Raw genomic sequence first — 14,503 nt, 5'->3', positions numbered from 1 at the left:
AGAGAGTTAAATGGAGAAACAGCAAAGCCCCAACAGTCATCAAAATCATTCACATTCAACTGAGCAGAATCATTCTCACGACCAATCCGAAAAGATGCATGAAGAGCATGGCAGTAATCATCATGGGCATCAAGAACACGGCAATATGGTAGAAGATTTTAAAAAACGTTTTTTTATTTCATTAATTTTGACGCTGCCCATACTAGCGTTGTCACCGATGATTCAAGATTTTTTGAGAGTCGATTGGCGTTTTGACAATGATCTATATATTCTGTTTGCGTTATCAACGATTGTCTTTTTCTACGGAGGCTGGCCATTTTTAACAGGTGGAATCAGCGAGTTAAAAGATAAAAATCCAGGAATGATGACGTTGATCGCCCTAGCGATTACGATTGCTTACGGCTATAGCACTATGGTGGTATTTGGTTGGGATGGCAATCAGTTGTTTTGGGAACTGGCAACTTTGGTCGTCATTATGCTGCTCGGCCATTGGATTGAGATGCGTTCGATTATGGGAGCATCCAATGCACTCGAGCAGCTAATTCAATTGATGCCAAACGAAGCACATAAATTGGACAAGCATAAACAAGTGCACGATGTGCCGTTATCCGAAATTAAAAACAAAGATTGGTTATTAATCAAACCCGGTGAAAAAATTCCGGTGGATGGCTTGATTATGGAAGGGAACTCCACGGTAGATGAATCGATGCTGACAGGAGAATCTTTACCTATCGATAAAACAGCAGGTGATGGAGTCATAGGGGGTTCAGTGAATAAGGAAGGCTCTTTGACAATAGAAGTAGAGAAAACGGGTGAGGAATCTTATTTATCGCAAGTCATCAAAATGGTCAAAGAAGCACAGGAATCCAAATCCAGAACGCAGGATTTAACCAATCGTGCAGCCAAATGGCTGTTTTATCTGGCGATAGGTGCAGGACTTGTTACCTTTACCGTTTGGCTACTGCTCGGTTACTCTGTAGACATCGCAGTTGAACGCATGGTGACAGTTATGGTTATAACATGTCCCCATGCGTTAGGGTTAGCGGCACCACTTGTTGTAGCTGTTTCGACCTCCATATCAGCGAAAAAAGGATTATTGATTCGCAATCGAACTGGATTTGAAGATGCCCGCAACTTAAATGCAATCGTTTTTGATAAAACAGGAACCTTAACAAAAGGGGAATTCGGTATTACCAATATTGTGCCAAATAATGAATATACAGAAGAGAAAGTTTTGCAGTTTGCTGCTAGCATCGAACAAAATTCGGAACACCCAATTGCAACAGGAATTGTACAGTCTGCTAAAGATAAAGGAATTGAGCTAAGAAAAGTAACTGATTTTGAATCGATTACTGGAAAAGGCATTCAAGGACAAGTGGACGGCCAGAAAGTGAATGTGGTCAGTCCGCGTTACATTAATAATAACAAGCTGAATTATGATCAACAGCAATTTAATGAGTTATCAGAAGAAGGCAAAACGGTGGTTTTTGTTTTGGTGGAAGACGAGTTAGCTGGAATGATTGCGCTTGCTGATATGGTCCGCGAAACTGCTAAAGAAGCCGTCGCAACTTTGAAAGAACAAGGTATTCATTCGATTATGTTGACAGGAGATAATAAGAAAGTGGCAGACTGGGTAGCGAAACAACTAGGAATTGAGGAAGTTTATGCTGAAGTGCTACCGGATGACAAAGCCAATCAAATCAAAAAGATTAAAGAAAAAGGCTGGAAAGTAGCGATGACTGGAGATGGTGTGAACGATGCCCCGGCACTTGCCACAGCCAATCTTGGAATTGCCATTGGTGCAGGCACGGATGTCGCCATGGAAACGGCTGATGTCATACTTGTTCGAAGCAATCCAAATGATGTGGTCGCCTTAATAGATTTATCAAAAAAGACTTACCGGAAACTGGTGCAGAATTTATGGTGGGCTACTGGATATAATATTTTTGCGATTCCGCTAGCTGCCGGTGTACTCGCTCCATGGGGACTTGTGGTGAGTCCGGCGATTGGTGCTGTGCTTATGAGTTTAAGTACGATTATTGTCGCAATCAATGCGAAATTGCTAAAAGCCTAACTGAGCTGTGTAAAAAAGTTTTGTACCCGTGCGATTGTCGTTCTTAGGAGAGCTGGCAACTAAATAGTACTAGCATAAAAGTTTCCCGCTCAGAAATTTAACTGAAAAGTAGGCCAACCGATGTCACCGAGCATTCATAAGAACACTCAAAAAATGAAAAAGAAAAAACCTGGAGTAACGAACTTATTGTATTTCGCAATTATGCTTGCGACTGGTTTACTGATACTCGCTTCGGCATTCATTTACATCAATATAAAGCAACATGCTTACAAAAATAGTGAAACAGTTGAGCCCGGTTCTAAAAATTTCTACTTGGAACTCTTCCAACACAAAAGTAGAGAAACGGGTCTTTCAGACACTGCGCTCAATCCTGATAAAACCTCAATTTTACAGGTCGGGCAGCCAATGAGAGATGAATTTCAACCTGCTATGAAAACACTATTTGAAGAAAAAGAACAATCATCACAGAATATCGAAAATTTATTTGACGATGTCATGTCTGGAAAACAGATAGACACGGGACATTCAACTTTTGGAAAAGACGTTATTTACATCTATCATTCCCACAGTAGAGAAGCTTTTTTGCCATATTTTAAAAAGATAAGTCAACCAGAAGATGCTTATCACTCCAAGATTAATATTACTTTAGTCGGTGAGATGCTGGAAAAAGCTCTTGAACGAAGAAGCATAGGAACAATAGCCAATTCTACTGACATTGTTCGGGAGTTAAATACAAGAGAGCTAGATTATGGCAGTTCTTATTCTGTATCCGGAGAACAGGTAAAAACTGCTCAACAGAAAAATCGCAACTTAGAAATTTTCTTAGATATTCACCGTGATTCTTTGCGTAAAGATTCGACTACTGTAAAACTAAATAAACAAGATTATGCCCGCCTGTTGTTTGTTGTCGGCACCGGCCACAAAGAATTTGAAAAAAACCTGACATTTACTAAACAGTTGCATCAACAACTTGAAACTCAATATCCGGGATTATCTAAAGGAACACTTGAAAAAGATAAGAGCCAAGGGAACGGTGTCTACAATCAGAACTTGTCTCCCAACGCGATTATTATTGAAATTGGCGGAGTCGATAATACAGTAGCAGAACTTCATCGAACTGTAGAAGCGTTAGCTAATGTTTTAAGCGATTATTATTGGCATGAAGAAAAGTGAGAAGTTAATTGGGAACTAAATAAGTTCTACAGAAGCTAAAACAAATGTCCAAATTAACAAACACCCCGGTCTAACCACTTTTGACAAGTGCTTAGACCGGGGTGTTTGTTTTTTATGCTTTATTTGTACCATGTTTTTCGTTCCACAGTTTATAAGGGGCTAATCTTTCCGAATGATCAACTTGTGTCATCGGAAGGCGTCGCGCATCGGTGGATTTTGAGAACTCATCGTAAAAATTTTCTAACTCAAAATATTTTCGATCGTCACGGTAATAGGTTTTGTACTCTTCTCTAGTTGTGATGTAAGTGACTTTTTGCGGGCTGCAATAATACATCGCGCCTAAACACATTGGACACGGACTGGCCAGTATGTAAATTTCGCAATCTGTTAAATGTTCAGTTCCGAGCTTTTTACAGGCGTCTTGAATAGCAAGAGTTTCTGCATGTGCAGTGGGGTCATTTGTTTGCGCCACTTGGTTTGCGCGTTCAGCAATAATTTCATCCCCACGCGTAATGATACATGAAAAAGGTCTACCGCCTTCTGCTACATTGTTATTGGCTAATTGAATGACTCGTTCAATAATATCCAATTTATCCATCCTCTCAAAAGTAATTTCATTCTTTTCAATACATCAACTATTCCCGACTCTCTAGTTCGTTAAACTTTTAACAATATTAAAAGTAAAAAAATGTTTTTTTAAAATGTTAATGTCGTATACTGTAAATGCAAGATAAAAACATAAACTAATGAAGGTTTAATTTTGAAAAAATTGTCTATTTGATTCGACTTTATTAGCGATAATTTCGTAAGTGCAAAATTAACTCTAACAACTCAAGTACGCATAAGCGATGATAGCTGCAGGTAAAGCTATTGGACGAATGTACTTTTAACAGGAAATCTATAGACATCAAGGAGGAAGTGCATGAAGAATTCATTTGAAAAAGGGATTAGGTATAAATATTTGCGGTTAACATTTTCATCTGTCCTTGTTTGTTGCTTACTAATTATTGGGATTAACTTCTATATGAACAACCAACAACAAGAAAAACTAGACGAATTTACAGAACTCACAGAAAAACAAGAAACACTTAGAAGTCTTGTGCATTCATTAAATCAATTATTTTTCCGAACTAGAGGATTTTATGCTTTTCAAAACGAACAAGAATTGATTATGTCATATACAGAGCTAAAGGATTTAAAAAAATCAATCGTTGACATGAATGAGCTATCAATTACGCGACAAGAAAAAGAGCGGCTTGTTGAGTTAAGTGATTTTGTTGGCACATTCGAAGAAGTAATCTTTCCTGCTGCAGTTGCTGCTGTTCGGAATAATGATTACGAAGAATTACGGAAGTTATCTCAAGGCGGTACGAACACTGCAGTAAATGAATTTGTAGCATTTTCTGAGGAATATCAAGCGGCTAATGAAAATACATTGAATAAATTAAACGAAGATATGCTCAAAGAAGCAGAAACTTTTTCGTTTGTCTTAATTCTTTTGTTTGTTCTTTTATTTATCGTCATTGTTTTTATTATTTTAAGAGCTTTAAACGATATTGTGAAGCCTATCGAAGGAATGCAAAAATCAATTGAAGGATTTGTGCAAGGAGAGGAAGTAGCTTACAAACCACTCGAACGCTCAGATGAACTTGGTGTTTTGTCTAAGACTTTCCATGAAATGATCAACACCATTCAAAAAAACCAAGAAGAGTTAACTTCTCAAAACCAAGTGTTGCTTTTAAACGAGACAGAATTACAAGAAAAACAAACGAAGCTCGGGGCATCTTTAAAAGAAACCGAGAAAACGAAAGAACGGTTGATTCGATTTAATGAGCTAAATCATATTTTGTCTTTTACGTTGGATAAACAGAAGTTGATCAATGCAACGCTCGAATATTTTAATGATACGTATGAAGTTGATACGGGAGTACTGTGGTTGCCTAAAACTGGTGAGTATACGTTAAAAGGATTTACAGCTACCATGTTCAAGCAATTTCAAGAAGAACGAATCAATTATTTGAAAGCTAGATTGAAAGATCGCCAATCGTTTACTGTAAAAAGAGAAGCGCAGCAAGAAAAAGGATTTACTGCTGATACTGTATATATCCATGATCTATATGCTTCAGTGAAAAACGAAGAAAATGATCATATTGCGTTAATTGGCTTATCGCGAGTAGGCAGAACTTTTTCAACTGAAGAAGAACAAGATATTAGTGGATTGTTAAACCGCATTCACTTAGCGATTGATCGCATTCAACTTTACGATGCGGCCATCCATGAGCGGACGCTAAATGAACGAATTATCAATAATATAAACGAAGGCATTCAATTTATTTCGAAAAATGGAGACATGGTGCAGCGCAACGACACCATGTGTACAATGCTAAATTGTGGCGAGGCACCACTGGATACTTCGATTACTCAAGACATATGGATTAAGGGCATGTCTGATCAGACCACTGATTCTGAATCGATGTTTACGTTTTTAACTAACTGCATTCGCGAAACAGACCGAGAAGCCAATACATTCCAGTACACTGTAAAAGAACCGTATGAGCGCGTGATCGATGTTTACAGTACACCGGTCATTGTAGAAAATGAAAAAACCGGTACTATTTTTGTCCACCGAGACATTACGCGAGAACATGAAGTGGATAAAATGAAATCTGAGCTTGTCAGTACCGTGAGCCATGAGCTTCGAACACCATTGTCCAGTGTTCTCGGATTCACCGAGTTATTGCTTAACAAGCAACTCAAGCCAGAAAAACAAGAACGCTATTTAAAAACCATTTACAAAGAAGCGAAACGTTTAACTAACCTTATTAATGACTTTTTGGACTTGCAACGAATGGAGTCTGGAGACCAAGTCTATCGCATGGACAAAATTTCACTCAATGAAATCATCATCGAAACTGCTGAGAAATTCCGTACGCAAAAAGATCATTCAATTGTCTTTGTGGACGATGCTTCTGACGTGATTGTTGAAGGAGATCAAGAGCGTATTGCCCAGGTGTTGATGAATTTAATCGGCAACGCTGTTAAGTTTTCACCACTTGGTGGGAAAGTGACCATTTCTATCAAAAACGATGCGAACAACTTGCGTGTATCGATAGAAGATGAAGGAATCGGTATTCCACCTGATGATATTCCAAAACTATTTTCTAAATTCCAGCGTATTGATAACAGCTCACGCCGAAAAATCGGTGGAACTGGTCTGGGTCTCGCAATTTGTCAGGAAATTATCCTTCAACACGACGGAAAAATTTGGATAGAATCGCAAGAAGGAATAGGATCAGTCATTCATTTTGAGTTGCCGCTCGTTTCTAAACTGCAAGGACACGCGACTCACGAAGGCGCAGAAGAAAATCCGCCAGTGATGATCGTAGAAGATGATATGAGTCTGACGCTCTTACTTTCTGAAGAACTAAAGGTCAACGGATTTAAAGTGATTTACCATACTTGTCCAAAAGCCGCCTTTGAAGAAGCAAAACGCACACCGCTAGTAGGAGCAGTTATCGATATTATGCTCGGTGAAGAAATGGATGGCTGGGACCTTGTCGACATGATGAAAGCGGATGATTTAACCAAAAACATCCCAATCGTCATTTCCTCTGCGCTAGATCCTTCTTCTGATGCCAAGAAAATCAATAAAATTAGCCATTACTTAACAAAACCATACGCGCCAATTAACTTATCAAAAGTAATGAAAAAGCTATTGGCTGGTCAAGATGAAGACGGCGTTATTTTTTACGCTAGAAAAGATTATATTGATAACGAATAGCGAGTGTGCAGGTTGTACGAAAGAAACCGATTTTTTGATACCGCTTCGCTTACGTGGATGCGCCGGCGCTAAGCAACCAGGTAGAATTTTCTATTTGGTTCGAAATTTTAAAAAGTAATTTCACAAAAAAACGAACAGGTCCTCAAAGGATCTGTTCGTTTTTTCTTATGAAGCTAATATGTTCTCGACAAGTGTGAGCAGTTCCATCGGGCTAAATGGTTTGGACATAAAATAATCCGCTCCTTTTGCTATCGCGTTTTCCCGGTCCGCATCTTGTGCTTTGGCCGTCAGCATCAGCACTTTGGTGGTGTTATGATCGTTTCTTACTGCTTCTAATACTTCGAGGCCTGTTAAGTAAGGCATCATATAATCAAGAACAATCAAATCGTAATCGTTGTCTCTAATTTTTTGAAGCGCTTCTTTGCCATCTTCTGCTTCTTCAACATCAAAGTCATCTTCGAGTGTATCCGTAATGAGGATGCGCAAAATGTCTTCATCATCTGCTACTAATATTTTTTTCAACTAAGCTTACCTCCTAAAATTAAGACGAAATTCCTTTGCGTTTCATATCGCCCCAATGCGCTTGTTTGCGGAAAGTGGCAAAAATGCCTTGAATTCTCCACAACACCATTAGCGGGCGGTACCAAAAAGCTTCTGTTAATGCCCAGAAATATAGGCGTACTAAATGAGACGTTTTTGGGTATTTGTGGAGTGTTAATTCTTCTAATAAGACAGCTAATGCCGAAATAAGAGAGCCATATAAAACTGTCACTAAGAACAGAATGCCGGCAATTTGTGGATCGACCAAAGAAAAGAAAAGGCCACCAACAATAATGAAATAACCAAAAAATTCAAAGACTGCGCCGAGAAGTTCAACGAAAAGAAAATAAGGCATTGATACCAATCCAACTGCGCCATATTTAGGATTGAACATCATTTTTTTATGCGTCCATAAAGTTTCGAATAATCCGCGTTGCCATCGCACTCTTTGAGATCTAAGAACTTCAAGTGACTCCGGGGCTTCGGTCCAACAAACTGGATCGGGAACGTATTCAATGCGCTGTTTGGATTTTTCTTCTCGTAAAAGTCGGTGCAGCCTGACAACCAGTTCCATGTCCTCACCGACTGTGTTTTTGTTGTATCCGCCGGCTTGTATAACTCGTTCTTTGTTAAATACGCCAAAAGCGCCAGAGACGATGAGTAAAATGTTCAAATGGCTCAAAGCTAGTCTACCGATTAAGAATGCGCGGAAGTACTCAATAATTTGCATAAGCACAACAGGATGCTTTGGAAGATCAATAATTTCTACTTTACTTCTCGAAATGGTGGAACCATTTGCAATCCGCACCGATCCGCCGGTTACAATAACTTGTCCATCCGACTCGATAATGGGTTTCATCGTTTTAAGCAGTCCATCATTTTCTAAAATGGAATCGCCGTCAATCGCACAAAAATAGGAATAAGAGGACAAGTTAATACCGGCATTTAGAGCATCTGCTTTTCCGCCATTGGCTTTCTTAATCAGGCGGATATAAGGGAATATAGAAGATTGATAGATTGAATCGATTTTTGCTGTTTGTATATGTGTACGAACAGCAAAAGGGATTTGAACCATGTTAAACTCTTGAATCATTCGTTCAGAGGTGGAATCTTTCGAACCATCGTCAATTACAATAACTTCTTTTTCGGGATATTCGAGTGCTAACAACGAACGTACTGTGCTAACGACACCTACTTCTTCATTGTAAGCGGGAACCAGTATAGAAACGGGGTACGTATACGGATTTTTTAAGATGTCTTCGGTTGACTCTCTTCGGTCTAGCTTGCTCTCTTTTTTTACTTTTCCAAATGCCAGCATGAAAAGACCTACATAACTCAAGCTCGAAAAAAGCATATAGGCAATAATTACATAGGCTAAAATTTCAAAAAACGTGTGCATTACGTTTCACTTCCTAAAAGGAATGTTTCCCACTGAGCTGCCATGTCTCGAGCAAAGCGATCGGGGTGGTTAATAGCTAAATGGGTGAGTAAAATATCCCCATCTGAAAACTGTGTCAAGGCTTCAGCTGATGAATAACGTACCCACCAAATTGAATCACCAAGTAGTTCACCAAGTATTTCTTTAAAGCGGGATAGCTGAAGTCTTCCCGCAATTCGAGAAGCGAACATGCGCTCTTGCCAAGATGTAGAGTGAAAAAATGGCATTAATGAGCTTGGTGTCGTCATATATTGTAAACGTAAAATTGACTTTAAAACTTGAATTCGTATTTCGCTATCTTGACTGTGCAATTCTTTCTCAATCAGAGGGAGAAATGCTGTTAATCCAGCCATTCCGATATAAGAAATCGCAGCATATTTCAATGTTTTATTCGCATGATCAGCTTGTAGAGCAGCATGCAATGCTCTTTCTTGCGTACTCAATTCCATTCGCTTGAATACGTCAATGTACAAGCGAACAGGTGCATCGGGATATTTTGCTAACGCAGAAACAGTTTCCGACTCGTTTAACGAGGCTAAAGTTCGAATAAGTTGTTGCGTTTCTTGATCCAATCGAACCGATTTGTGAAGTTTTTCTTTAAGCAGTGGGGAGAGGGATTGCATATGAAAATCTTCGATAAAATACAATGTATTCATGCGAATAGCCCAGCTCTTACGCTCGAGTTGCTTCGTATAACGTTCGGTCAAAAAATCTTCTGAAAGTTTTGCGACAAGGGGAGATGTGCTACTGCCTTTTGTAACAGAAACATAACCGTTTAATAAGTGTTCAAGAACTACTTCCTTATAGGAACTGCTGCGTAGTTCCTGACTAAACTTTTCATCAGAAGGGTCTAGCATATAGGTACTAAATGAATCTGTTAAGGCTTCATACTGCGCGTGGATAGCTTGTTCTTTCGTCCGTAAACGTTGTTTTCGCCAAGCTAAAATGAACAGAAGAACAAGTTGGCTAAGAAACAGTGCAGCAACGACAATCCATAGAAAGTATATAGTCAATTGAACATCCTCATCGTTAGGCGTTGAACACGTGCCACAATTTCCTGTGCATAAAATGGCTTAACGATATAGTCATCTGCACCACTCTTCAAAGCGAGAACGATATCCGATTCATTTGTACGTGACGTCAACATGGAAATGACAATGTTTTCGTTAGGGTACTGACTCCGCACATGATTTAATACTTCTAACCCATCCATTTTCGGCATGACGCCATCAAGTAAAATCATATAATTTTCATCCGGTGTGTACCATTCGGACTCGATAAAACTAACACCATCAGCAAATTCTTTTATATAGAGATCAAAATCATCTGGCTTCCAAGTAGAGAATTGTTTTGAAACCAGTCTACGTACGAGCGAATCGTCATCGACAATGATGATATTGAGATGACGTCTTAAATCTTCACTAGCCATTTCATAAATCATCGTCTGATTTCGGCCATTCTTTTTAGCTTGATACAAAGCTTGGTCTGCCGTACTCACTAAAGTATCTTGTTTTAGTCGGTACTGACTAATTCCAGCAGAAAATGTAACATGAAATGTTTCATGTGTGTCATTTGGAAAAGCCATATTCGCGAAGGCTATGCGAATTCGTTCTACTAAAACTTTGGCATCTAGTGCCTTTGTATCTGGAAGAATCAAAGCAAACTCTTCTCCGCCGTATCTAAAGAAATAATCTGATTGTCTTTTCATTTTTAGGAAAAGCTGACCGAATGTCCGCAGAACTTCATCGCCTACAGGATGACCGTAACTGTCATTTACTTTTTTAAAATGATCCAAATCAAATAAAACAAGAGTGAAGATGTTTTTTGTTCTTTCTGATGAATTCGTCATTTGTACCAATACATCATTAAAATATCTTCTATTTCCAGCGCCTGTTAACTCATCGAAAAGTGTTTCTTGTAAGATCAGTTCTTGATTACGCAGCCGGTTCATCACATAAGGCACAAAAATAGCCATATTCAAAGGCTTAGGAAGAAAATCTGTTGCACCTATTTCCATTGCTCGAACTTGGTTATCCACGTGATTGTCCTCACTGACGACGGCAATGGGAAGGGAACGGCTTTGAGCAGCGTGGTGAATTTGAGTGACCAATTTAAAGCCATCTGCGTCTGGTAAGTTTGAGTCAACTAGGATCATTTGCGGTTGAAGGGTATAAAAGAACTCCATTCCTTTTTTACCATCAAGTGCAATCACGACAGGAACTCCTTGTTCTTCCAATGATTCTTTTATATGCGATGCAAATTCTGGATCAGAATCAATAACTAACACCAACGATTTTTTAGTAAGCGCGTGTTCTTCTAAATCTACAATTACTTCTACGTTTGGAGAAAAGTCCTCTACTACAAAAAAACTTTTTAAGGTCAACATGAATTCTTCTAATGAATCAACGGGCAGTAAACGGATGCTGTCTTCTGAAAAATGCTCGAGTTGTGTTCCACAAAAGTCAGATAGCTCCATAAGCCCAATGGTTCCTGCAGTACCTTTCATCGTATGCAAAAAACGATAAACTTCGCACTCTTGAATTTCTTTTTGCTTAAACCATTTTGAAAAATCTTGCTCCACTCTATCAGAAAGCAAAACTTTATAATTTGTTGGTGCCATTACCATTCACCTTCTTTTAAAAAATAACTAGATACTTCCACTATACTATATAAATTCCTTTTATGTAGTGATGTGTAACCAGAATATGTCATGATGCTTATGAGTAGTGAGAGTGGTACTTTTCTGTTTTAAAAGAGTAGCAACTATATGCATTGCGTTTACTAGTTTTTTATTCATTACCAAGGGATCACACGGATATAAACATTCTGAAGATAGTTTATATTGTACAAATTAAAAGGACTCTCTATTACACAGAATTAACTAATTCATCTTTTTTTAAAAAAAGTGATCTAAACAAATGCCCTTTGCGTTATGTCTGTATAACGAAAAAAAAAACAAGAAAAAGGGAGCGATTTTATTATGAAATTAAACAAATTACTGTTAGCCCTACCACTTAGCCTAGCGTTGCTTGTACCAACGGCAGCACTTGCCGACAGCCACGGCGGTCATTCAACAAGCGAAGCGGCAACGGAAGTAAGCACGACAACACCTGCGGCGGAACTGCGCATCGCACTGGATACCACCTTAACAGAGCACGCATTTCTAGCAGTTGAAGCGATGCGTAAAGGCGTCGACGGGGCAGAAGATTTTGATCAAGCAGCAGGGGCCTTACTGGCAAACGCTGACGACTTGTCTGCAGCCGTTGGTTCAGTTTACGGGGAAGAAGGCGCCGCACAGTTTGACGAAGTATGGAAGTCGCACATCGGCTATTTCGTCGATTACGTGACAGCAACCGCTGAAGACAACCAAGAAGGCAAAGATCAAGCGTTAGCGGAACTGGAAACTTACAAAGTCGAACAATCGAAATTCTTTGATACCGCCACAGGCGGACTCTTGCCAGCAGCGGCGGTTCAAGAAGGATTGGACATGCACGTCGATCAGTTGATCATGGCGTTTGACGCGTATGTAGCGGGCGATTTTGAAAAAGCTTACTCACTTGAGCGCGAATCGATTCAACACATGAGCATGTTCGCCGAAAGCCTGTCTGTAGCGATCACGACGCAATTCCCGGATAAATTTGACAACACCAGTGCCGATACACCGGCCATTGATTTGCGTGCCACACTCAACACAACGTTCACTGAACACGCAGGACTTGCGGTTATGGCGATGCAAGACGGCGCGGACGGCGCCGAAAGTTTTGACCAAGCAGCAGGGGCACTTCTTGCGAACGCAGATGACTTAAGTGCAGCCGTAGGATCGGTTTACGGCGACGAAGCCGGTGCACAATTTGAAGAAACATGGAAGTCGCACATTGGTTACTTTGTGGATTACGTAACAGCAACCGGTGAAGGCAACAAAGAAGGGCAAGAACAAGCACGTGCCGAGCTTGATCAGTACATCGTAGACCAAGCAGCCTTCTTAGACGCAGCAACAGAAAGTCGCGTTCCTGCAGCAGCACTGGAAGAAGGTTTAACTGCTCACGTTGGGCAACTACTGGCGGCATTTGATTCGTATGTAGCGGGTGATTATGACGCAGCGTACAGCTCGATTCGCGAGGCGTATGCACACATGCAAATGCCAGCAGCGGGCTTGTCTGCAGCGATTGTCGATCAATTCCCAGACCAATTCGGCGCGACTGAAATGCCAGCCGAAATGCCGAAAACAGGCATGGGTGGTATGTCTGATACCGGATCATTCCCGTTCATGTGGGTACTGGCCGGCTTAATGTTAGCGGCATTGACGACCGTAGTGGCGGTTCGTACACGCAAACAATAAGCGTTAGTTTAAACGGAAAAAGCTAGCCTAACTGGCTAGCTTTTTTTTATCGCATTCGCTTAAGGAAGTTGTGTTTATTTGGAAAGCTATTACATTAAACCTTGCACTGAATACAAGAGGAGGTATTCGATTATGGAGATGGGATGTGACCTTGTTGTAGATTGCATCAATAGGTCTTTGCCGTTTGAAAGAAAGTGGGAAGAAAAGGTTGAAAAGCATCTAGAGGTTTGTCAGGAGTGTCAGGAACTTATGCAGTTCATAAGTGAACTCCCTTCCCTCATGAATGATGGCGTGTTTTCAGCCCAAATGAAAAAAAGAATTTTGACTACGGTGTTTGAGGAGAAGGTCGTATCAATTTCGGCAGAAAAACCTTTTCATGGTAAAATAGTTGGGTTGCTATTTCTTTCCGTCCCTTTCGTTACATCATTGTTTCGCAAGATGATCAAAGGGACCAAGTGAATTTTAAGGAAAGAAGCGATAAAGAATTAACGGTTTTGAATTTTTAAAAACCAGGAAATGGAGCGACTAAAGATGAAAAAAATTATCCTACTACTCGTATTAACGCTCTTCTCAATGCCATTAGTTGGCCAAGCACACACAACGCTGTCTTCATCATCACCTGCAGAAGGGTCAGTGGTGGTCGAATCGTTAGAAGAAGTGATGCTGACTTTCGGAACTGTCGTTGAACAAGGAAGCACAATGACACTAGAAAGCGAAGGCACTACTTACGAGTTTGATGAAATTTTACTGTCAGATGAAGTTATGACAGGGACGATAACAGAAGAGCTACCGAACGCTCCGTATACGATTAACTGGAAAATCATCGGTGTAGATGGCCATCCAATAGAAGGAATTGTGTCGTTTGAGTTGAACGTTGAGGCGATAGCTGAAGAACCAGTGGTAGAAGAGCCAGCAACTGAAACGGCAGAAGAAGAACCAGCTGTCGAAAAAGAAACATCAGTGGCAGAAGAACAAGCCGTTCAAACTGTAGACAACTCTTCAGAAGATAAAGGCAATCCACTGGTCACCATTTTGCTAGTGTTAGCCGTTCTGGTCATTGGATTTGTTGGGTATCGACTTATGAAGAAAAAATAACATGATAGCTAACAGAAAAAGAGAGGAGCTTCCAATAAAGCTGCCTCTCTTTTTGTGCAATTG

The 14,503-nt window shown here is 40.0% G+C and carries 11 protein-coding genes; 6 read left to right on the top strand and 5 right to left on the bottom strand.

Annotated features, from left to right (window positions below; genetic code table 11):
* The first annotated feature begins 10 nt into the window (after positions 1–10).
* Both AJGP001_RS15990 and AJGP001_RS15985 read left to right on the top strand, forming a co-directional pair.
* Complete coding sequence (locus AJGP001_RS15990; protein ID WP_078080766.1) at positions 11–2,074, top strand: heavy metal translocating P-type ATPase; 2,064 nt, start codon at positions 11–13, stop codon at positions 2,072–2,074.
* A 153-nt stretch (positions 2,075–2,227) separates the two neighbouring features.
* Entirely contained in the window at positions 2,228–3,247 is a 1,020-nt protein-coding gene (locus tag AJGP001_RS15985) for a stage II sporulation protein P (protein WP_245830220.1), read from the top strand.
* A gap of 112 nt (positions 3,248–3,359) precedes the next feature.
* Here the strand turns inward: AJGP001_RS15985 and AJGP001_RS15980 are convergent, their stop codons facing one another.
* Positions 3,360–3,836, bottom strand: a complete 477-nt coding sequence (locus AJGP001_RS15980) for a nucleoside deaminase (protein ID WP_177167549.1) — start codon at positions 3,834–3,836, stop codon at positions 3,360–3,362.
* Between the two features lie 333 nt (positions 3,837–4,169).
* Here AJGP001_RS15980 and AJGP001_RS15975 point away from each other — a divergent pair, with 333 nt between their 5' ends.
* A complete protein-coding gene (locus AJGP001_RS15975) occupies positions 4,170–7,028 on the top strand; it encodes an ATP-binding protein (protein ID WP_071152770.1) in 2,859 nt (952 codons plus the stop codon).
* 165 nt (positions 7,029–7,193) lie between these two features.
* Here AJGP001_RS15975 and AJGP001_RS15970 read toward each other — a convergent pair whose 3' ends face one another.
* From AJGP001_RS15970 to AJGP001_RS15955, 4 genes are read right to left on the bottom strand one after another with little or no spacing between them, the layout of a single operon-like run.
* Entirely contained in the window at positions 7,194–7,550 is a 357-nt protein-coding gene (locus tag AJGP001_RS15970) for a response regulator transcription factor (RefSeq protein WP_071152769.1), read from the bottom strand.
* A gap of 19 nt (positions 7,551–7,569) precedes the next feature.
* Positions 7,570–8,967, bottom strand: coding sequence for a glycosyltransferase family 2 protein (locus AJGP001_RS15965; protein ID WP_071152768.1), 1,398 nt, complete (start codon positions 8,965–8,967; stop codon positions 7,570–7,572).
* Entirely contained in the window at positions 8,967–10,019 is a 1,053-nt protein-coding gene (locus AJGP001_RS15960; RefSeq protein WP_071152767.1) for a HEAT repeat domain-containing protein, read from the bottom strand. The genes AJGP001_RS15965 and AJGP001_RS15960 overlap by 1 nt, the downstream gene beginning before the upstream one ends.
* Positions 10,016–11,626, bottom strand: a complete 1,611-nt coding sequence (locus AJGP001_RS15955; protein WP_071152766.1) for a diguanylate cyclase — start codon at positions 11,624–11,626, stop codon at positions 10,016–10,018. The genes AJGP001_RS15960 and AJGP001_RS15955 overlap by 4 nt, the downstream gene beginning before the upstream one ends.
* 360 nt (positions 11,627–11,986) lie before the next feature.
* On the opposite strand from AJGP001_RS15955, the gene AJGP001_RS15950 reads away from it, so the two are divergent.
* The 3 genes from AJGP001_RS15950 to AJGP001_RS15940 all read left to right on the top strand — a co-directional run bounded on the left by AJGP001_RS15950 (position 11,987) and on the right by AJGP001_RS15940 (position 14,440).
* Positions 11,987–13,345, top strand: a complete 1,359-nt coding sequence (locus tag AJGP001_RS15950; protein ID WP_071152765.1) for a copper amine oxidase — start codon at positions 11,987–11,989, stop codon at positions 13,343–13,345.
* 132 nt (positions 13,346–13,477) lie between these two features.
* Entirely contained in the window at positions 13,478–13,804 is a 327-nt protein-coding gene (locus AJGP001_RS15945) for a hypothetical protein (RefSeq protein ID WP_078080765.1), read from the top strand.
* Positions 13,805–13,876: 72 nt separating this feature from the next.
* Positions 13,877–14,440: a copper resistance CopC family protein gene (locus AJGP001_RS15940; protein ID WP_071152763.1), complete on the top strand. Its 564-nt coding sequence runs from the start codon at positions 13,877–13,879 to the stop codon at positions 14,438–14,440.
* The last annotated feature ends 63 nt before the right edge of the window (positions 14,441–14,503 follow it).

It is taken from the genome of Planococcus faecalis (assembly GCF_002009235.1).
GTDB lineage: Bacteria > Bacillota > Bacilli > Bacillales_A > Planococcaceae > Planococcus > Planococcus kocurii.
Note: the sequence above shows the minus strand (reverse complement) of the source record. Positions and strands in the feature narration are given on the sequence as shown.